Origin of the sequence: Janibacter indicus (assembly GCF_900176385.1) — a bacterium.
In the GTDB taxonomy this organism is placed as follows: Bacteria; Actinomycetota; Actinomycetes; order Actinomycetales; family Dermatophilaceae; genus Janibacter; species Janibacter indicus.
The window spans coordinates 77,073-96,770 of the sequence record NZ_FWXN01000004.1 but is presented as its reverse complement, the minus strand read 5'-3'; the positions used below and the strand labels follow the sequence as shown (position 1 = coordinate 96,770).

The 19,698-nt window shown below is 71.4% G+C and carries 19 protein-coding genes; 6 read left to right on the top strand and 13 right to left on the bottom strand.

Annotated features, from left to right (window positions below; genetic code table 11):
* Positions 1-11: 11 nt before the first annotated feature.
* From B9B60_RS05695 to B9B60_RS05685, 3 genes are read right to left on the bottom strand one after another with little or no spacing between them, the layout of a single operon-like run.
* On the bottom strand, positions 12-812 hold the full coding sequence (locus tag B9B60_RS05695; protein ID WP_084450234.1) for a type 1 glutamine amidotransferase: 801 nt from the start codon (positions 810-812) through the stop codon (positions 12-14).
* Positions 812-2,143, bottom strand: a complete 1,332-nt coding sequence (locus B9B60_RS05690; protein WP_084450233.1) for a Mur ligase family protein — start codon at positions 2,141-2,143, stop codon at positions 812-814. The genes B9B60_RS05695 and B9B60_RS05690 overlap by 1 nt, the downstream gene beginning before the upstream one ends.
* 4 nt (positions 2,144-2,147) lie before the next feature.
* Positions 2,148-2,858 (bottom strand): lysophospholipid acyltransferase family protein, encoded by a 711-nt coding sequence (locus B9B60_RS05685; protein ID WP_143445452.1) that lies wholly within the window; start codon positions 2,856-2,858, stop codon positions 2,148-2,150.
* 68 nt (positions 2,859-2,926) lie between these two features.
* On the opposite strand from B9B60_RS05685, the gene B9B60_RS05680 reads away from it, so the two are divergent.
* Positions 2,927-3,430: a hypothetical protein gene (locus B9B60_RS05680; RefSeq protein WP_084450232.1), complete on the top strand. Its 504-nt coding sequence runs from the start codon at positions 2,927-2,929 to the stop codon at positions 3,428-3,430.
* 9 nt (positions 3,431-3,439) lie between these two features.
* On the opposite strand, the gene B9B60_RS05675 is transcribed toward B9B60_RS05680, so the two are convergent.
* Both B9B60_RS05675 and B9B60_RS05670 read right to left on the bottom strand, forming a co-directional pair.
* Entirely contained in the window at positions 3,440-4,294 is an 855-nt protein-coding gene (locus B9B60_RS05675) for a hypothetical protein (protein WP_084450231.1), read from the bottom strand.
* A gap of 55 nt (positions 4,295-4,349) precedes the next feature.
* Positions 4,350-5,399 (bottom strand): WXG100 family type VII secretion target, encoded by a 1,050-nt coding sequence (locus B9B60_RS05670; RefSeq protein WP_223277918.1) that lies wholly within the window; start codon positions 5,397-5,399, stop codon positions 4,350-4,352.
* A 122-nt stretch (positions 5,400-5,521) separates the two neighbouring features.
* Here B9B60_RS05670 and B9B60_RS05665 point away from each other — a divergent pair, with 122 nt between their 5' ends.
* Positions 5,522-5,932, top strand: coding sequence for a hypothetical protein (locus tag B9B60_RS05665; protein ID WP_143445451.1), 411 nt, complete (start codon positions 5,522-5,524; stop codon positions 5,930-5,932).
* 21 nt (positions 5,933-5,953) lie between these two features.
* Here the strand turns inward: B9B60_RS05665 and guaA are convergent, their stop codons facing one another.
* The 6 genes from guaA to B9B60_RS05635 all read right to left on the bottom strand — a co-directional run bounded on the left by guaA (position 5,954) and on the right by B9B60_RS05635 (position 13,582).
* Positions 5,954-7,531: a glutamine-hydrolyzing GMP synthase gene (guaA, locus tag B9B60_RS05660; RefSeq protein WP_084450228.1), complete on the bottom strand. Its 1,578-nt coding sequence runs from the start codon at positions 7,529-7,531 to the stop codon at positions 5,954-5,956.
* Between the two features lie 42 nt (positions 7,532-7,573).
* Positions 7,574-7,918, bottom strand: coding sequence for a DUF3817 domain-containing protein (locus B9B60_RS05655; protein WP_084450227.1), 345 nt, complete (start codon positions 7,916-7,918; stop codon positions 7,574-7,576).
* Positions 7,915-8,667, bottom strand: coding sequence for an SURF1 family protein (locus tag B9B60_RS05650; RefSeq protein WP_084450226.1), 753 nt, complete (start codon positions 8,665-8,667; stop codon positions 7,915-7,917). Before B9B60_RS05650 ends, B9B60_RS05655 begins: the two co-directional genes overlap by 4 nt.
* 33 nt (positions 8,668-8,700) lie before the next feature.
* Entirely contained in the window at positions 8,701-10,470 is a 1,770-nt protein-coding gene (locus B9B60_RS05645; protein WP_143445450.1) for an FAD-dependent oxidoreductase, read from the bottom strand.
* 8 nt (positions 10,471-10,478) lie between these two features.
* Positions 10,479-12,071: a succinic semialdehyde dehydrogenase gene (locus B9B60_RS05640; protein WP_084450224.1), complete on the bottom strand. Its 1,593-nt coding sequence runs from the start codon at positions 12,069-12,071 to the stop codon at positions 10,479-10,481.
* A 389-nt stretch (positions 12,072-12,460) separates the two neighbouring features.
* The gene (locus tag B9B60_RS05635) at positions 12,461-13,582 is read right to left on the bottom strand and encodes a GuaB3 family IMP dehydrogenase-related protein (RefSeq protein WP_084450223.1); all 1,122 of its coding nucleotides are present in this window, start codon (positions 13,580-13,582) and stop codon (positions 12,461-12,463) included.
* 137 nt (positions 13,583-13,719) lie between these two features.
* Here B9B60_RS05635 and B9B60_RS05630 point away from each other — a divergent pair, with 137 nt between their 5' ends.
* The 3 genes from B9B60_RS05630 (at position 13,720) to B9B60_RS17295 (ending at position 16,661) form a co-directional block, all read left to right on the top strand.
* Entirely contained in the window at positions 13,720-15,384 is a 1,665-nt protein-coding gene (locus tag B9B60_RS05630) for a DHA2 family efflux MFS transporter permease subunit (protein WP_084450222.1), read from the top strand.
* A gap of 174 nt (positions 15,385-15,558) precedes the next feature.
* Positions 15,559-16,260: a hypothetical protein gene (locus tag B9B60_RS05625; protein ID WP_143445449.1), complete on the top strand. Its 702-nt coding sequence runs from the start codon at positions 15,559-15,561 to the stop codon at positions 16,258-16,260.
* Positions 16,261-16,379: 119 nt separating this feature from the next.
* Complete coding sequence (locus B9B60_RS17295; protein WP_084450220.1) at positions 16,380-16,661, top strand: antitoxin; 282 nt, start codon at positions 16,380-16,382, stop codon at positions 16,659-16,661.
* Between the two features lies 1 nt (position 16,662).
* On the opposite strand, the gene B9B60_RS05615 is transcribed toward B9B60_RS17295, so the two are convergent.
* Positions 16,663-17,682: a dipeptidase gene (locus tag B9B60_RS05615; protein ID WP_084450219.1), complete on the bottom strand. Its 1,020-nt coding sequence runs from the start codon at positions 17,680-17,682 to the stop codon at positions 16,663-16,665.
* A gap of 38 nt (positions 17,683-17,720) precedes the next feature.
* Between B9B60_RS05615 and B9B60_RS05610 the strand changes: the two genes are divergently transcribed.
* Positions 17,721-18,752, top strand: a complete 1,032-nt coding sequence (locus B9B60_RS05610; protein ID WP_084450218.1) for a P1 family peptidase — start codon at positions 17,721-17,723, stop codon at positions 18,750-18,752.
* Here B9B60_RS05610 and B9B60_RS05605 read toward each other — a convergent pair.
* Positions 18,739-19,698, bottom strand: a complete 960-nt coding sequence (locus tag B9B60_RS05605; RefSeq protein WP_084450217.1) for a hypothetical protein — start codon at positions 19,696-19,698, stop codon at positions 18,739-18,741. The two genes, B9B60_RS05610 and B9B60_RS05605, sit on opposite strands and share 14 nt — an antisense overlap.

Here is a 19,698-nt window from a genome sequence, read left to right as displayed (position 1 = left end):
GCTCGCCGGGCTCAGCCGACGAGTCGCCGCACCTGCCGGCTCTGGGCCTGCCGCGCCACCTCGTCGTCGAGCTGCTCCGGCGCGAAGTCGCGTCCGGTCGCCAGCTCGGCCGCCCACCCGATGAGGGTGTCGGCGAGGCGCGGGTTGGCCGGGAGGATCGGGCCGTGCAGGTAGGAGCCGATGACGTGGCCGGTGACGGCGCCCTCGGTGCCGTCGGCGCCGTTGTTGCCCATGCCGTGCCGCACCCGACCGAAGGGGGCCTGGCCCGCCCCGAGCGTCGTCGAGCCCGAGTGGTTTTCGTAGCCCACGACGTCACCGTGGTCGGTGGTGAGGACGACCGGTCCGATCATCCTCTTTTCGTTGCCCTGGGTGGTCACGTCGAGGATCCCCAGGCCCGGCAGGCGCTGCCCCTCGACGGTGACGAAGGCATTGCCGAAGAGCTGGTACATGCCGCAGATCATGAGCATCGGCGTGCCGTCGGCGGCCAGCGAGCGCAGCCGGTCGCCGATCCGATCGAGGTCCTCCTCAACCTTGGACTGGCCCGAGTCCTGGCCGCCGCCGCCCACGACGAGGTGGGCCTGCTCGGGGAACTCCTGCCCGGGGTGGTGCTGGTGGACCACGGGCACGTAGCCGTGGCGGCGGATCCGCGCGGCGAGGCAGCGGGTGTTGCCCAGGTCGCCGTAGATGCTCATCTCGCGCGGGTAGAGGTGCACGAGGTGGATCTCGCCCTTGCCCTCGTGGCCGGGGTCGGCCGGCAGTGCGGACCCGGTCGGCTCGCCGAGGATCGGGATGTCGAGGCTGGCGTCACTCATCACTGGGCTCCCTCGGGCGCGTCGACGCCCATCTCCGGCAGGTCGTAGCGCTCACCGAGCATGCGGCGCAGCGCGAGCATCGCCGTGTAGGTGCAGAAGATCCGCTTGGGCTCGTCGCGGTGGTCGGCGAGGAAGCGGTCGAGGGCGGCCGCGAGGTCGACCTCGGTGTCGCCGACGGGCACGTCGTCGTACTGCAGCCGCAGGGCCATGTCCCAGCCACGCACGCCGCTGGTGATGGCAACTCCCTTGTCGCGCAAGGACTCGAAGCTCACGTCGTAGAGCCACGAGACGTCGCGACCGTCGGCGTAGTCGTCGTTGATCGCGACCATCGTGGCGACCGGCGTCGAGCCGTAGGTGCCGAGCGCGACGGTGAAGCCGGCGGGGTTCTTGACCAGGACCAGCTCGAGCGGGGTCCCGTCGGCGTCGACGACCTCACCCCGGCCGAAGGGGGGCGCGACCGTCCGCAACGCCTGCTCGGCGGCGTCGGTGCGGAAGCCGTCGCCGAGGAGGGCGCGGGCGGTGGCCGTCGCGGCCGTGGCGTTGATCATCGCGGCGAGGCCGCGCTGGCGCAGGGAGACGGGGCCGACGCGGCCCCCTTCGCCCTGCTCGCCGAAGAGCACGCTCAGCTCGTGCTCGTCGACCGGCTGCAGGAGCGCGTCTCGCGGGCCGACCGGCGGCGGGGTGTAGGTCTCGTGGCCGCGGGCGTCGTGCTCCTGCAGCTCGCCGAGCCGGTCGGCGATCGAGGCGTCGAGGCCGAACCACGCGATGTCGAGGCCGCTCACCGTCGTCGCGATGCGGTTGACGAAGGGGTCGTCGCGGTTGAGCACGACGCCCTGCGTCGTCATGCCGGCCAGCTGCGTGAGCAGGCCTGCGGTGTGGTCGATCTCGGCGAAGCGGTCGAGCTGGTCACGCGCGACGTTGAGCAGCAGGGCGTGGGTCGGTGCGACGGCCCGGGCAAAGTGCAGTGCGTGCGCCTCATCGAGCTCGAGGACGGCGATGTCGGCCTGGAGTCGGCCGCGGTGGAGTCGCTCGGCGAGCAGGGCGGAGATGACGCCACGCGTGAAGTTGCTGCCGGTGGGGTTGGTGAAGACGGTGCGGCCGTGGGCCCGCAGCAGCGCGACGAGCATCTTGGTCGTCGTCGTCTTGCCGTTGGTGCCGGAGACGACGACGATCCCGCCCGGGACGTCGCCGAGGGCGTGGGCGAGGAAGCCGGGGTCGATCTTCTCGGCCACGAGGCCCGGTAGCGCCGAGCCGCCAGAACCTCCACCGCGGAGGCGGGCGGCACGACGGGCGGTCTTGCCGGCGAAGGCGGCGACTGCGGTCTTGAGCACCGACTCACCCTAACGGCGCGGAGGCCCCCGGCCGTGCAGCGAAGTCGGCGCTGCGCGTCTGACCGGAGCGCTCGGCGATGGCGTCCATCACCTCGTCGGTGATCGCGCGCAGCAGCTTGCCCTTGACGTGCTGGGCCTCGAGGGCCGCGACGTCGACCGGCGGGGCGAAGCGCACGGTCACGCGGTGCGGGCGGATGCCCCGCGCGTCGACGGGCTGGGCCCGGTCGGTGCCGATGAGGGCGCAGGGGACGACCGGTGCGCCGGAGGCCAGCGCCAGCCGGCCGACACCGGTGCGGCCCTTGTGCAGCAGACCGTCGCGGCTGCGGGTGCCCTCCGGGTAGATGCCGAAGGCCCCGCCGGTCGCGAGGTGCTCCTCGGCGAGCTCGAGCGAGCGCGCCGCGGCGCGGGCGTCGGAGCGGTCGACAGGGATCATCCCGCCGAACTCGCCGAACCACAGCCGGCCCAGCCAGCCCTTGATCCCCGTGCCGGTGACGTACTCGGCCTTGCCGAGGAACCCGACCTTGCGGCCGGCGGCGAGCGGGATGACCATCGAGTCGATGAAGCTCAGGTGGTTGCTCGCGATGATCACCGGGCCGGTCGCCGGGACGTGCTCGGCGCCCTCGACCCGCAGTCGCACCCACGCCCGCAGCGGTGGCCCCACGACGACCCGCCGCAGGAGCCACTCCAGGACGCGCATCGCCGGGTTGCTGCTCACCCGGCCAGCGTAGGCCAGCGTCACTTCCCCGATTGGCGCGCGTCCGGCCGATGGGCGAGCATGCGCCCATGACGACGCCGCCTCCCCCGCACCCGCCGCAGCAGCCGCACGGCCACCAGCCCCAGGGCCAGTCGCCGCACGGTCAGCAGGTGATGCCGGTGTCCGGTCCGCAGGCGAGCACGATGCAGCCCCCGCCGGGGCACGGAGCGCTGCTGCTCACCCTGCAGGGCAATGCCTTCACCACCGGCCTGACGCCGACGGTGCACATCGACGGCTACCCGGTGCCGGCCGCCTTCGGGCCGAACTTCTACCCCCTTCGTCCCGGGAGGCACCACGTCCACGTGCACGCGCAGTGGATGCGGCAGTACGGCCAGGCCGACCTGCCCCTTGAGGTCCACGCCGGGCAGACGGTGCCGGGCTTCTACGCGGTGCCGTGGCACCAGTTCACGACCGGCTCGATCGGCCACGACAAGCAGTCGCGCAAGGGTCTGGGCGTGATGATCGCGATCATCGTCGCGACCGTGGCGATCATCTGCCTCTGCGGCCTCGGCAGCGTGCTGGCCTCCGCCTGACGAAGGGGGTCAGCTCCCGTCGTCGTCCGTCTGGGCGACGGTGGCCACCCACTCGTCCCAGTCGGACTCGAGGTCTGCCACGGTGGTCCCCCGGTAGGTCACCCGGCCGCCACCGACGTCACCGGCCACGAGGGACCCGTCGTGCAGGACGTTGATCATTCGCGCCCGGGGCTCACCCGACTCGCGGGAGAGCGTGGTGAGGTTGCCGATGACGTAGGTGTCCTGGAGGAAGTTCAACCCTCCGGTGCCCGCAGCGTCGCTGAGCTCCTGCTCCGTGAAGGATGCGGACACCGCGGGTGCCGTGCGCTCGCGAGCCCCGTCCGGCAGCTGGAGGCGGCTCATGTAGACCGCTCGCTCCTCGGCTCCCAGACGCACGAGGGCGAGGAGGTGGAAGCCCTGCGTGGTGACGGTCTCCCGCAGCCAGATGTCGTCCTCGACGTGACGCAGCAGATACCACGTCTCACCGATCGCCCCCATCACGCGCAGGGACAGCTGGATCGCGTTGCGCCGCAGCGTGATCCCGGCGACGACCGGCGTCTCGAGCGAGACCGTGCCGGTCCCGTCCTCGGCGATCTCGACCGGGACCTCGGCCAGGCCGAGGTCGGCGCCGATCTCACCTCGCACCGCTCGCGCCCGGACCGCCCCGAGCGCCGCCGCCTGCTGCTCGACCTCCTCCAGGCGCCCGAACCAGAGCCCGAAGGGGGCGGCCTCCTCGAGGTCCCGCGTGTAGGCGAAGAGCTCCTCGTCGGTGAGCATGCCCAGGTTGAGCACGTCGTCCCCCGAGGTGCGGTAGTCGTCGACGACGAGACGGACGGCCTCCGCGCCGTCGGCCAGGTCGATCGTGGTGTCGGCAGGTTGGGTCATGAGGACATCCTCGCGTCAGACGGTCGGCAGTGGCGAGCGGGGGTGCGCGCGTCTGTTAGGGCCAGGGCAGTGGGTTGAGGTCGGCCAGCGTGTCGCCGGCGTCCTTGACGGCGTCGACACCGCCCTCGAACAGCTCCTTGGGAGAGGGCCCGGGCAGGTCGAAGTCCTTGTTGGGCAGGAGGTCGGCGAGCCCGAGCGGGTAGATCGGCGCCATGGCCAGGGCCCGCACCGTCGTGATCGAGTTCTCCGGCAGGCCCAGCTTGTTGGCGAGCGCGCGCTCCATCTTCGGCATGTACTCGTGGCGCAGCTGCTCCAGACCGATGCCGGCGGCGATCAGGGTGCCGTAGGGCGGGAAGAAGCCGGCAACCATCGCCGTGGTTCCGAGGATTCCCTTGTTCCAGAAGTCGGCCGGGTTGATCTCGCCGCTCCACCAGTCATGGACGAGATCCTTCATGTCCCAGGCCCAGAAGCCCACACCGAGGCCCGGGATGGCCTTGCCGAAGATCTTGCCGAGCTTGCCGACGAACTTGCCGACGGGGGCGAGCTTCTCGCCCCACTTCAGCAGCTTGGGGAAGGTCTCGTCGAACCACTTGCCGGCCTGACGCAGCAGGTCGTCGGTCACCTGCTTGAACTTGGCCGAGATGTCTCGGACGCTGTCCCAGATGTCCTTGAGGATGAGCGGGATGCCGAGGGGCGTCCAGATGTTGTCCTTGATCCAGTCGACGACGCCCTTGACGCCCTCCCAGACCTTGGAGAGCCCGTCGCCGATCCCCTTGATGATCCGATCGAGCAGGGACTGCCCCTCACCGCTCTTGCCCGGGGGCACGACCGGGCCGCCGGTCCGGCCACCGACGCCGTCGGATGCCTTGTCCTGGTCGTTGGCCTGGCGGACGAGCTCGCGGCCGAAGTCGCGCAGCGCCTGACCCGCGTGGTCGAGCTGCGGCATGGCCCGGTCCCACCCGTCCTCGAACTTCTCGAGGTCGGGTCCGGACCACGCCCCCTCGAGCACACTGATCTGCCCCTCGCCGCTCGCACGCACGTCGTCGATCTTCGTGCTCTGGCTCAGCAGCTGCTGAGCGATTGAACGCACGCGTTCGACGTCCATCCCATCGGTGACGGTCACTGCTCGTCCCCTCGTCTCTCTCGGTCTGCGGCAAGGTGCTGATGACGAACCTACGGGCAATGCCTCACCGAGACGATGGGGAGCACTCCCCTAGGGTGGCCGCCATGACACCGAACGCGAACGCGCCCCAGGGGTGGATCAGGCTGACGATCACGGGCAGCACCACGGGTGCGATCGTCCGTGCCCGGGTCGACGGGCACGGCGTCGACGTCGTCGCACCCACGACCGTCGTCCCGGTCGCCCCGGGACGTCACCGGCTCGAGGTGGAGTCGTCGGTCGGCTTCACGACCTACGGGGAGACCCGCACAGACGTCGACGTGGCGCCGGGTCAGGCGGCCGACCTCTTCTACGCCGTCCCGAAGTCGATGGTGTCCAAGGGTGAGCTCGGGACGACGCCGCAGCCTCGGCGCGCGGGCCTCGACATGCGGCAGGTCGCCGTCTCGATCGGTGGCGGTGTCGGGCTGATCTGCCTCTGCGGTCTCATCGGGGGTGTGTGGAAGCTCGTCTTCGGCTGACGGGTCGAAGGGAGGTCCCGCTCACTCCCACTCGATGGTGCCCGGCGGCTTGCTCGTCACGTCGAGCACGACCCGGTTGACCTCTTCGACCTCGTTGGTGATGCGCGTGGAGATCTGCGCCAGCACGTCACCCGGCACGCGGGTCCAGTCGGCGGTCATCGCGTCCTCGGACGAGACGGGGCGCAGGACGATCGGGTGGCCGTAGGTGCGGCCGTCGCCCTGGACACCCACCGAGCGGACGTCGGCAAGCAGGACGACCGGGCACTGCCAGATCTCCTTGTCGAGGCCGGCGGCGGTCAGCTCCTCGCGGGCGATGGCGTCGGCGCGGCGCAGGATGTCGAGGTTGTGCTCGGTGACCTCACCGATGATGCGGATACCCAGGCCCGGCCCGGGGAAGGGCTGGCGGTCGACGATCGCGTCGGGCACCCCGAGCTCGCGGCCGACCTGACGGACCTCGTCCTTGAAGAGGGCGCGCAGCGGCTCGATGAGCTTGAACTGCAGGTCGTCGGGCAGGCCGCCGACGTTGTGGTGCGACTTGATGTTGGCCGCACCCGTGCCGCCGCCGGACTCGACGACGTCGGGGTAGAGCGTGCCCTGGACGAGCCACTTGACCGGGTGGCCGGACTCGTCGCCCTCGCCGACGACGTCGCGCGCCGCCTGCTCGAAGACGCGGATGAACTCGCGGCCGATGATCTTGCGCTTGTCCTCGGGGTCGGTGACCCCGGCGAGCGCACCGAGGAAGCGCTCCTTGGCATCGACGACGACGAGCTTGACCCCGGTCGCGGCGACGAACTCCTCCTCGACCTGCTCGGCCTCGCCCTGCCGCAGCAGGCCGTGGTCGACGAAGACGCAGGTCAGCTGCTCGCCGACGGCGCGCTGCACGAGCGCCGCAGCGACCGAGGAGTCGACCCCGCCGGAGAGGGCGCAGAGCACGCGGTCCTCACCGACGGTCTCGCGGATGAGCTCGACCTGCTCGTCGATGACATTGTCGGCGGTCCAGTCGGGGCTCAGCCCGGCGCCACGGACGAGGAAGTTCTCGAGGACGGGCTGGCCGAAGGTCGAGTGCAGCACCTCGGGGTGCCACTGCACCCCGTAGAGGCGCCGCTCATCGTCCTCGAAGGCCGCGACCGGAGCGCCGGAGGTGCTCGCGGTGACCCGCATGCCCTCGGGCGCCTCGGTGACCGAGTCGCCGTGGCTCATCCACACCGACTGCTCGGCGGGCTGGCCGTTGAAGAGCGTGGACTCGCGGTCGCTCACCTGCGCGCGGGTCGAGCCGTACTCGCGCAGACCGGTCCGCTCGACGGTGCCGCCGAGCGCCTGGACCATGGCCTGGAAGCCGTAGCACATGCCGAAGACCGGGACCCCGGCCTCGAGCAGCGTCACGTCGAGCGAGGGGGCGTCCTCGGCGTAGACCGACGAGGGGCCGCCGGAGAGGATCACCGCGGCCGGCCCCTTGGCGAGGATCTCGGCCACGGGCATCGTGTGCGGCACGACCTCGCTGTAGATCTTCGCCTCACGCACGCGACGTGCGATGAGCTGGGCGTACTGGGCGCCGTAGTCGACGACGAGGACCGGAGAGGTCTTGAGCGATTCCGTCACCCGCACAGGCTACCGGGGCGAGGGCGCTCCCCCTTCGTCGCCTCAGGTGGTGAGCGGCGTGACCTCGCGGACGACGCGGCGCTCCTCGACGAAGGCGAGGAAGGGGATGCACGCGAGCAGCAGGATGACGATCATCCGGCCCACGGACCAGCCGACCTTGAAGCCGAGGTTGGCCGTCGCGACGGCGAAGACCATGAAGATCAGTCCGTGCACCGGCGACCACCACGAGAGCACGTCGTTGTCCATGCCGTACTTGAGGACCATCTCGACGATGAGGACGAACATCGCCAGACCGGCGACGATCGCCGTCCCGCGGAAGAAGGTCAGGGCCGTCGCGATCGCTCTCGGGTCCGCGGTGGGACCTGCCTTGGTCTCGTGGCTGCTCACGTCGACTCCTCCAACTCCCGGGCGGGTACGTCCGCCTCGTCCTGGCGCGCCGCCTGGCGCACGATCTTCAACCACATCCACACCGCGAAGGCCGCGAAAAGCCACCACTGGAAGGCGTACATCACGTTGCGGAACTGCAGCGAGGTGTCCGGCAGCGGTGGTGGCACCCGCTCCAGACCGTCGGCCCGCGCGACGCCGTCCTCGCTGACGGCGAAGGCGAAGCCGTTGTACATCTCGCCCGACCACTCGTTGACCAGCTGGGCGATGTCGACCGAGGCCAGCTGACCGTCCTCGACGCCACCGGTCTCGTCCGGCGCCTCCGGAGGAGCCAACGACCCGACGAGCTCGGTGGTTCCCTGCGGGGCCGAAGGGGGGTCCTCCCCTTCGGGGACGAAGCCGCGGACGACGGCGAGGTTGGCGCCGGTGCCGTCCACGACGAAGCGGTCGAGGACCCACTCGACGTGCTGCCCCTCGTAGCGCCGGTCCACGACGACGAGGGGGGTACCGACGTAGCGACCGGTCGCGGTCACCCGCTGGCCCGACCCGTCGTCGGGGAAGGACTCGTGCGGGGCCATGACCTCGGCCAGCGGCCGCACCGGCTGCTCCTGCACCTCACGGACCGCGTCGGCCCGGGCCACGTCGTGCGCCACGGACCACTGCCAGCGGCCCGCGATGATGCCGAGGACCACGAGCACCAGGGCCACCACGAGCAGCCCCAGATAGCGGGGGCGAAGGGCGGTCCGGAGCACCCGCTCAGGCTACGTGAGCGCTCTGGGCGCCCCTCACGCCCTCCGCACGGATGGCATGGGCAGCGACACCTTGGAGCTGGTGTGCGTGTACTCGCGGACCGCCGGCGTGCGGGCGGGCACCGGGTCGAGGCGCCGGTAGGCGTCGCCCTGAGCGGGGCGCCCATCGGCGTCACCGGCGTTGGGCCACAGCGAGAAGGCGCGCTCGGCCTGCGCGGTGATCGTCAGTGAGGGGTTGACCCCGAGGTTGGCAGAGACGGCCGAGCCGTCGACGACGCTGATGCCCGGGTGGCCCCACAGACGGTGGTAGGGGTCGATGACGCCGGTGGCCGGGGAGTCGGCGATCGGGGCGCCGCCGAGGAAGTGCGCGGTGAGCGGGATGTCGAAGGCCTCGCTCCACGTGCCGCCGGGGTAGAAGGGGCGCCCGATCCGCTCGGCCAGCTTGGTGGCCAGGACCCGGATGCCCTCGTGCCCGGCCGCGATGTAGGTCGGGTTCTCCTCACCGTGGCCCTGCGTCGAGGTCAACCGCCGGCGCCGACCCGGTCCCGTCGTCAGAGAGGTCGTCAGCGAGTTGTCGAGCGACTGCATGACCAGGCCGATGACCGTGCTGTCGGCGAAGTGCGTGCCCGGCGGGAACCACGCCTTGAGCGCCGGCAGCTGGCGCGGCAGCTCGGCGAGCAGCTTGGCCCAGCGCGGGGCGTGACCGGTGCGCGGGGGCGCGAGCAGAGTCGTGAGCAGACCCATCGCGTCGGAGCCGTGGCCGTAGCGCACGTTTTCGATGTGCGTGTCTGCGTCGGGGTGGAAGGAGGAGGTGATGGCCACGCCCTTCGTCAGGTCGTGCTCTCCCTCCGGCGGGCTGTCGGCGAGCGCCCCGACGAGCGCCTCGGAGTTGGTCCGGGTCAGCTGCCCGAGGAAGTCGCTGATCGCCGGCAGCTCGCCGTCGGCCTTCATCTCGTGGAGGAGGGTCTGCGTGCCCCAGGTGCCGGCCGCGACGACGACCTTGCTGGCCGTCGTGACGCGGGCGCTCTTGTCCCCCAACGCATCGGTCGCCTCGTGGCGCACCCGGTAGACCTCGTCGGGGCCCTCGGTGCCGGGGACCACGCCGACGCGGGTGACGGTCCGCATCGGGACGATCTGCACACCGAGCCCCTCGGCGAGCGCCAGGTAGTTCTTCATCAGGGTGTTCTTGGCGCCGACGCGGCAACCGACCATGCAGTTGCCGCACTCGGTGCACGTCGTGCGCGCGGGGCCGGCCCCACCGAAGTAGGGGTCGCCGACGTCCTTGCCCTGCTGCTCGCGCGAGTCGTCGTCACCGAAGAGCACGCCGACCGGCGTCTTGCGGAAGGTCTCGGCCACGCCCATCTGGGCGGCCGCGTCGCGCATGGCGTCCTCGACGACCCCCTCGCAGGGGTTGGTGACGACGCCGAGCATCGTGCTCGCCATGTCGTAGTGCGGCAGGAGCTCGGCCTGCCAGTCGGTGATGTGCCCCCACTGCCGGTCGCGGAAGAAGACCTCCGGCGGGACGTAGAGGGTGTTGGCGTAGTTGAGCGACCCGCCACCCACACCCGCTCCGGCGAGGATCATCACGTCCTTGAGCATGTGGATGCGCTGGATGCCGTAACAGCCGGCCTTGGGCGCCCACAGGAAGTTCTTCAGGTCCCAGCTGGTCTCGGCGAAGTCCTCGTCGGCGAAGCGGCGCCCGGCCTCGAGGATGGTCACCCGGTAGCCCTTCTCCGCCAGGCGAAGGGCGGCGACCGAGCCTCCGAAGCCGGAGCCGATGACCAGGACGTCGGTGTCGGTGGTCACGTCCGGGGTCACTTCATCCCTGCCATCTTCATCAGCTTCAGGCCAGCGGTGAGGGCCTTGGAGTAGGTCTTGTCGCTCAGCCCGAAGGCGGGTGCGATCGGCACGAGGTACTGGGCGGCGACGGTCTGCGCCTCGGTGTACTTGAGGATGCCCTCGGCCCCGTGGCGGCGGCCCATGCCGGAGTCTTTCATGCCGCCCATCGGGGCCCCCATGGACCCCCAGGCGGCGGCGTAGCACTCGTTGATGTTGACCGTGCCGGACTTGATGCGCGCGGCGATGCGTCGCCCGCGGGCGACGTCGGTGGTCCAGACCGAGGAGTTGAGCCCGTAGCTGGTGTCGTTGGCCAGCCGGACCGCGTCGTCGTCGTCGGCGACCCGGTAGATGGCCACGAGCGGCCCGAAGGTCTCGTCGTCGCGGCACTCCATCCCGGCGCTGACGCCCTCGATGACGGTCGGCTCGTAGACATAGGGCCCGATGTCGGGGCGGTGCTTGCCGCCGGTGAGGACCGTGGCCCCCTTGGCGACGGCGTCCTCGACGTGGCGGGTGACGGTGTCGAGCTGGGCCTGGTTGACCAGCGAGCCCATGTCGTAGCCGTACTCGAGCTCGGTGCCGAGGGTCATCGCGTCGACGGCGGCCACGAAGCGCGGGATGAACTCGTCGGCGATCGCCTCGTGGACGAGGACCCGCTCGGTCGAGATGCACAGCTGGCCCGCGCTGGAGAAGCAGGCGCGCACCGCACCCTCGACCGCGCGACCCAGGTCGGCGTCGTCGGCGATGTAGACGGAGTTCTTGCCGCCGAGCTCGAGGCTGAAGGAGACGAGACGCTCGGCAGCGGACACCGCGACCCGGCGGCCGGTCGGGGTCGAGCCGGTGTAGCAGACGTAGTCGGTGGTGTCGACGACGGCCTGACCTGCCTCGGCCCCCGAGCCGAGGACGACCTGCAGGACACCCTCGGGCAGCCCGGCGTCGCCGAGCAGCTCGACCCCGGCGAGCGCGGTCACCGAGCCCTGCTGGTCGGGGCGCAGCACGACGGCGTTGCCGGCCATGAGTGCGGGCAGCGCGTCGGTGATCGCCAGGCTCAGCGGGTAGTTCCACGGCGAGACGATGCCGACGACGCCCTTGGGGTGGTGCTGCACGCGGGTCTGGGTCAGCACCGGGAAGGCGCCGGCGACCTTGCGCGGGCGCAGGTGGGCCTCGGCGGTCCGGCCGTAGTAGCGCGCGGCAAGAGCCGTGTCGAGGACCTCCTCGAAGGCCTGCTTGCGCACCTTGCCGGACTCGATCTGGACGAGGTCGAGCAGCTCGACCTGCTTGGCCAGGACGAGGTCGTGGAAGCGCAGCAGGACCCGGCGACGCTCCTCGAAGGACGTGGCCGCCCACCGTGGCTGGGCCGCGCGAGCCGCGATCACCGCGCGGTCGACGTCCTGCGCGCTCGACGTCGGGAGCGCCGCGATCGGCCCGCCGGTCAGCGGGGAGGTGCGGGTGAAGGTCGCTGCCGTGGGAGAGGCGACCACCCGGCTGGCCAGACGTCGGGCACGCCCCGGGTCGACCGCATAGGTGGCGGTGGGGTCGAGGTCAGGGTCAGCGATGATCTCCGAGGTCATTACCCCAAGATAACCGTGCAGCCGGGGGCCCGCCAGAGTGCGCGACGTGATGCGCGCGACGCGGCCGACTCTGGCCCCTGAGGAGAGGCTCCGGCCCCTGAGAAGACGGGGAACCCGGCCTTGGCGCTGCGGGTGAGCCGCGGCCGAGCCCGGCCGCATCTGTGTCACACAGGCGGCACCTGTGTGACCGCATGGAGTGACACGGGCGGGCGGACCGTCACACGGAAGGGGGCGTCACCGCGGCGCCGCCCGGCGCGGATGGCCCTGCCTCCCGACCATCAGTGCCTCGAAGGGCGCACGACCTCAAGGACATGTGAACCGAGGCCGCACGCGACTCCCTTCGAGACGCTCGCTGCGCAAGCTCCTCAGGGAGCGTCAGACCACCCCGGTCAGCTCGGCTGGTGGGGCGCGACGACGACCTCGATGCGCTGCAGCTCCTTGACCTCGGTGTAGCCGGTGGTGGCCATGGCCCGGCGCAGGGCGCCGATGAGGTTGGTCGTGCCGTCGGCGACCCGGCTGGGGCCGAAGAGGACCTCCTGGAGCGGGGCGACCGAGCCGACCTCGACCCGCGCGCCACGAGGCAGCTCGGGGTGGTGCGCCTCGGCCCCCCAGTGGAATCCGCGCCCGGGTGCATCGGTGGCTCGGGCGAGGGCGGCACCGAGCATGACCGCGTCGGCACCGCAGGCGATCGCCTTGACGATGTCGCCGCTCGTGCCCAGCCCGCCGTCGGCGATGACGTGGACGTAGCGACCGCCGGACTCGTCGAGGTAGTCACGGCGGGCCGCCGCGACGTCGGCGACCGCACTGGCCATCGGGGCGTGGATGCCGAGCGCCTGCCGGGTCGTGTGCGCCGCTCCCCCGCCGAAGCCGACGAGGACGCCCGCGGCACCGGTGCGCATCAGGTGCAGGGCTGCGGTGTAGCTCGCGGCGCCACCGACGATCACCGGCACGTCGAGCTCGTAGATGAACCGCTTGAGGTTGAGCGGCTCGCTGCGGCTGCTCACGTGCTCTGCGGAGACGGTCGTGCCGCGGATGACGAAGAGGTCGACCCCGGCGTCGACGACGGTCTTCCAGTGCTGCTGGGTGTTCTGCGGGCTGAGGGCACCGGCGACGGCGACCCCCGCGGCGCGCAGCTGGCGCAGCCGCTCGGTGATCAGCTCCGGCTGGATCGGGGCGGCGTAGATCTCCTGCATGCGCGCGGTCGCCAGGGCGGGGTCGAGCGAGGCGATCTCCGCCAGGAGCGGCTCGGGGTCGCTGTAGCGCGTCCACAGCCCCTCGAGGTCGAGCACCGGCAGCCCCCCGGCCTCGCCGAAGGCGATCGCCGTCGTCGGCGACATCACCGAGTCCATCGGCGCGGCGATGACCGGCATCTCGAAGTGGTAGGCATCGATCTGCCAGTCCAGGGAGACCTCCTCGGGGTCGCGCGTACGCCGACTCGGCAGCACCGCGATGTCGTCGAAGGAGTAGGCCCTGCGGCCCCGCTTGCCTCGGCCGATCTCGTTCTCGTTCACCCGCACACCCTAATTGGCTTGGCCCCTCACCCACGAGGGCGCATACTTACTTGGCCGACGCATACATCTATCCGCGTGTGGCCAGGGTGGCGGCGAGGCCGCCGCCTCCCCCCTTCGCACTCTCCCAGGAGACTCCTGTGTCCGTCACCACGCACGACCCCTCACTGCCACCGGAGTACCCGGACAAGATCGACGCCGCCGTGCTCAAGATCGCCGGCGTCGTCGTCCTCGGCTCGATCATGTCGATCCTCGACATCACGGTCGTCAACGTCGCCCTGCCCCACTTCCAGACCGACCTGGCGACCGGCCCCGAGCCGCTGCACTACTCCACCGTCGCGTGGACCGTCACCGCCTACACGCTCGCCCTGGCCACGGTCATCCCGCTCACCGGGTGGGCCGCCGACCGCTTCGGCACCAAGCGCCTGTACCTCATGGCCATCGCCTTCTTCGTCGCCGGCTCGGTCCTGTGCGCCTTCGCCCCGTCGATCGGCATGCTCATCGGCGCCCGCGTCGTCCAGGGCCTGGGTGGCGGCATGCTCATGCCGCTCGGTATGACGATCATGACCCGCGCGGCGGGCCCCGACCGCATCGGTCGCCTCATGGCGATCCTCGGCATCCCGATGCTCCTCGGCCCGATCGGTGGCCCGATCCTCGGCGGCTGGCTCATCGACAACGCGCACTGGCTCGGCCGCCCGAGCTGGACGTGGATCTTCCTGATCAACCTGCCGCTCGGCATCGTCGCGCTCGTCTACGCCGCCATCGCCCTGCCCAAGGACCACACCGAGCCCACTGAGTCGCTCGACGTCGTCGGCCTGCTCCTGATGTCCCCGGGCCTGGCGCTCTTCCTCTACGGCGTCTCCTCGATCCCCGAGGAGGGCACGGTCAACTCGCCCAAGGTCTACGGCACGGCGCTGGCCGGGCTCGTCCTCATCCTCGCCTTCGCCTGGTGGTCGATGCGGCCCAAGCACCCGCTGCTCGACCTGCGCCTGCTCGCCAACCGGCAGTTCTCGGTCGCCGCGCTGACGATGTTCCTCTTCGCGGCAGCCTTCTTCGGCGGCCTGCTCCTCATGCCGACCTACTTCCAGCAGGTGCGCGGCGAGAGCACGACGATGGCCGGCGTGCTGATGATCCCGCAGGGTCTCGGCGCACTCGTCACCATGCCCATCGCCGGCATGCTCGTCGACAAGTACCCCGTCGGCCGGATCGTCCCGGTCGGCATCGCCCTGATCACCGGCGGCATGTTCGCCTTCACCCAGCTGTCGGCGGACTCGAGCTACTGGGGCTTCGTCATCCCGGCGCTCTTCGTCATGGGCCTGGGCATGGGCGCGACGATGATGCCGCTCATGACCAGCTCGCTCAAGGCCCTCACGGCCCACCAGGTCGCCCGTGGCTCGACGCTGCTCAACATCACCCAGCAGGTCGCCAGTTCCTTCGGCGTCGCCATCGCGTCGGTCGTGCTGACCCGCGGCTTCGAGGACCGGCCGCTCATCGGTCAGGCCCAGCAGTTCGGCGAGGAGAGCGCCAAGGCCACCGACCCGGGTGCGATGCAGGAGCTGCTCGCGAAGTTCCCCGAGGTCGCGCAGATCATGGCCCAGTACGCATCAGACCCGCAGGCCGGTGCCGCGGCGCTGATGCAGGCCGTGCGCGTCGACATGGCCGAGGCCTTCGCGGCGACCTACTGGGTCTCCGCCTTCATGTGCCTCGCGACCCTCGTCGTGGCGGCCTTCCTGCCGCGCAAGCGGGAGGAGAGCCACCTGCTCGACGAGGAGCCGGGCGAGAGCGCTCCGGTCCTCGTGCACTGAGGCCCTGCCCACCCCATGGCGAAGGGGGTCGCTCCCGTGACGGGAGCGGCCCCCTTCGTCGTGCTCGGAAGTTTTTTGCAGACCACGCAACCGGCCGCACCCGAGGCACGTCTGGAGAGATGACGCGGGCCACAGGGGGCCGCAGATCATCAGGGGAGATCAGCAATGAAGCACGTGCGCACCACCACCACGACCGCCATCACGCTCGCGCTCGCCGCCACCGGCTTCGCCGGAACGGCGCAGGCCGCCGGCTCGGGCGGGTCCGCGGGCCCCAATGCCTGCGAGGGCAAGGGCAGCGGCTGCGTCATCGTCAGCCGGGCCGACGTCGACGGCGACGGGCGCTCCGACTCCGTCGCGCAGACGCACTGGGGTGCCACCGCCGAGGGCGGGGACAAGATCACCACCCGCGTGCACACCGCCGACGGCGAGCGGCTCCAGGTCGTCACCGACACCCAGCGCAGGATGGGCCGCGATGCCTTCTTCGGGGCCGCGAAGATCGACGGCGAGGCCGGCTACGAGCTCGTCACCAAGACCGACCTCGGCGCCCACACCGCCTACTCGCAGGTCCTCACCTATCGCGACGGACGGCTGACCACGCTCAAGGACCCGCGCTCCCGGTACCGCTGGGTCACCGACGGCTCGGTGTGGTCCTCGGTGGGCTACAAGCGGACGACGACGAGCACCGGCGCGGTCAAGGTCATCGCGTCCGAGGCCGCCCGCCCCGCCAACGGCGGCGCCTTCCGCCAGACCCTCTACTCCGCGCAGTGGAAGAACGGCGACTGGCAGCGGCTGAGCCTGCTCACCCGCACGGTCAGCGCCTCCACGGCCGGCGAGTGGAGCGGCTGGAACATCCCCTACCTGCCGAGCGGCATCTGACCGTCGTCGCGGTCGTCGGGGGACGGCCGGCGAGCACACGACGACCGGGGCCCCGGAATCCACACTGGGCCCCGGTCGTTGGGCACGATGGAGACACCCACGAGGGAAGGAACCCCCGGATGCGCAAGCTCAAGAACGCCGCCGTCATCATCACCGCCGCCGAGGCCGCCCGTCAGTGGGCGCACAACAACCCCGAGCAGGCCGCCAAGTTCATCGACACGGCCACCGGCTTCGTCGACAGCCGCACGAAGGGGAAGTACACCTCCCAGATCGCCGGCTTCTCCTCCATGGCGAAGAAGAACCTCACCGGCACCGACACGGTGCGCGGCTCGACCGTCCACGACCAGGCGCCGCCGAAGCCGCAGGGCTCGAAGCCCACCTTCCCCGACGGCCGACTCTGAGCTACACCTCGGTGGCCTCGAGGACGCGCAGCACGTTGCCGTGCGCGAGGGCCTCGAGGTCGCTGCGGCTCCAGCCCCGCTCCCCCAGCGCAGCGAGCAGGCGCGGATAGCTCGCGACGTCCTCGAGCCCGACGGGCGTCTCGTCGACGCCGTCGTAGTCGGCCCCGATGCCCACGTGCTCGACGCCGACGACCTCCCGCAGGTGCTCGAAGTGCGCGACGACGTGCTCGAGGGTCGCCACCGGGTCGGGCACGACGTCGGTGCGGCCGAGGACCTCGTCGGCGCGGGCCTGGTTGACGAACTTCGGCACGACATTGGCCATGACGATGCCGCCGTTGCCCGGGATGCGCTCGAGCACGTCGTCGGGGACATTGCGCGGGTGGTCGCAGATCGCGCGGGCTCCCGAGTGGCTGAAGAGCACCGGCAGGCGGGTCGCGTCGAGCGCGTCGTGCATCGTCTCGGCGCTCACGTGGGACAGGTCGACCATGACCCCCAGGCGGTTCATCTCCGCCACGACCTCGCGCCCGACGTCGGTCAGCCCACCGTGCACGCGCTCGTCCGTCGCCGAGTCCGCCCACGGCGTGTTGTCGTTGTGGGTGAGCGTCATGTAGCGCGCACCGCGGTCGGCGAAGTTGGCGAGGTGCTGGAGCGAGCCGTTGATGCTGTGCCCACCCTCCATGCCGACGAGCGCCGCGTGCTTGCCCTCCGCCCAGGCGGCGCGGACCTCGGCGACCGTGCGGGCCGGCACCATCTCGTCGTAGCGGCGGCACATCGCCTCGACGAAGTCGATCTGCTGGTGCGTCGCGACGACCGCGTCCTCACCCTCCATCGAGCACGGCACCCACACCGACCACAGCTGGGCGGCCAGACCCCCTTCGCGCATCCGCGGCAGGTCCGTGTGCAGGTGCGGCTGCGGTCGGGCGATGTCGCACGCGTCGAGGTCGTAGCCGGCCACCTCGCGGTGGTGCCAGGGCAGGTCGTTGTGGCCGTCGAGGACCGGGATCGGTGCGCTGGTCGTCATCACCCCAGTCAACCAGTCACCCGGTGCATGCTGGTGCCATGCGCCCCGGAGTCCACAACGCCATCACCGACGTGCCCGGCGTGCGCGTCGGCCACGCCACCCGTGACGAGCCCGGCTGGCTGACCGGCACGACGGTGGTCGTGCCGCCGCTCGGCACCACGGGCGGGGTCGACGTGCGCGGTGGTGGCCCGGGCACCCGCGAGACCGACCTGCTCGACCCTCGCAACCTCGTCGACGCCGTCGACGCCGTCGTCCTCTCCGGCGGCAGCGCCTACGGGCTCTCGTCCGCCGACGGTGTGGTCGCTGCGCTCGCCGACGAGCGGCGCGGCTGGCCGGTCGGTCCCGGGCCGGGAGAGGTCGTGCCGATCGTGCCCGCGGCGATCCTCTTCGACCTCGGGCGGGCCGGCTCCTGGCGCCACCACCCCGGTCCGGCCGAGGGTCGCGCGGCCTACCTCGCGGCGAGCGACGGCCCGGTGGACGAAGGGGGTGTCGGCGCCGGCACCGGAGCCCGTGCCGGGGGCCTGCGCGGCGGCATCGGGTCGGCGAGCCTCGTCCTGTCGTCGGGCGCGACGGTCGGCGCTCTCGTCGCGGTCAACGCCGTCGGCTCACCCCTCTCCCCCGACGGCCGGCTGCTCGCCGAGCGCCTGCTCGCGCCGGGCGAGGTCGACCTGCCCGAGCCGGATCCCGTTGCGGTGCAAGCCCACTGGGAGCGTCAGGAGGCCGAGGCGCAGGCTCTGCGCGCGGGGACCGCCACGACGCTCGCGGTCGTCGCGACAGATGCCCGGCTCGACAAGGCCGGCTGTTCGAAGCTCGCGGGCGTCGCCCACGACGGCTTCGCCCGGGCCCTGTCCCCCGTGCACACGGCCTTCGACGGCGACACGGTCTTCGCGCTGTCGACACCGGGCGGGGTGACGCCGACTCCCTTCGACGTGGTGGAGCTGCAGACCGCGGCAGCCGACTGCGTGAGCCGGGCCATCACCCGGGCGGTGCTGGCTGCCGGATCGGTCGACCGCAGCGAGGACGGTGGGGCCGTGCTGCCGGGCTACCGGGCGACGCTCAGTCGGAGGTGACGAAGGTCAGGTCGACGTCGCCGCTGGGGCCGTCGCCACTCGGGCCGTCGGAGATGTGGTGCCGCGCCTCGTGCCGGATGACCCAGACACACAGGGCGACGAGGGGGAAGCTGATCAGGGCGACACCGATTGCCTCGTCGCGCATGACGAGCCCGGTGATGCCGGTCAGCGTCAGGATCACGATCCCGACGAAGGCTGTGACCATGTGGAACCCCGCGAGGTCGCTGCGGGTCTCGCGGGTGCGCAACCAGCGGTGCCGCAGCAGCCCGGCGGTCCAGGAGAGCAGCCACCCGATCGGCAGCAGGACCAGGGAGAGCATGGCCCACTCGGGGGCGATCGTGTCCTGCAGCTTGCTCAGGACGACGCCGAGCACGACGAGGGCGGGCAACCAGGCGATGAGGCAGATGCCGCCGATCGCGCCCAGCAGGTCGAGGCCCCGGCCGCTGCCACGGGTCGACGTCGGGATCCCCGGCCCGACCTCACGACGACGCAGCGCGGCGGCACGCAGCTCGTCTTCGGTGGGCTCAGGTCGCTGACGGGCCGGTGCGCTGGCGTCACGCCGCCCCGCCTGGCGGGTGCGGGCCCCCTCGTCGGCCGCGACCCGCTCGGCGAATCGCTCCCGCTCGTGCGGCGGTGACCACCGGTCGATCCGCAGCTCGTTGCCGAAGACGTCGACGTGCACGCGCTCGTCCTTGAGCTGTCGCCACGTGTCGCGGACGTAGAAGACGAGCGCCGCACCGCCGAAGAGCACGAACCACGCGAGGAAGGTCGGCACGTGCGCGTCGGGCTCGGTCTGCCCCTCGACGAGCATGCGGGTGAGCATGGTCATGGCGAAGGACAGGACCGCCATGAGCAGGAGCACGACGGGCAGGCCGACGACGATCATCAGCCACCACATCGGCCCCAGGGCCTTGGGCTCGACGTGCTGCTCCCCCCGCGCAGACAT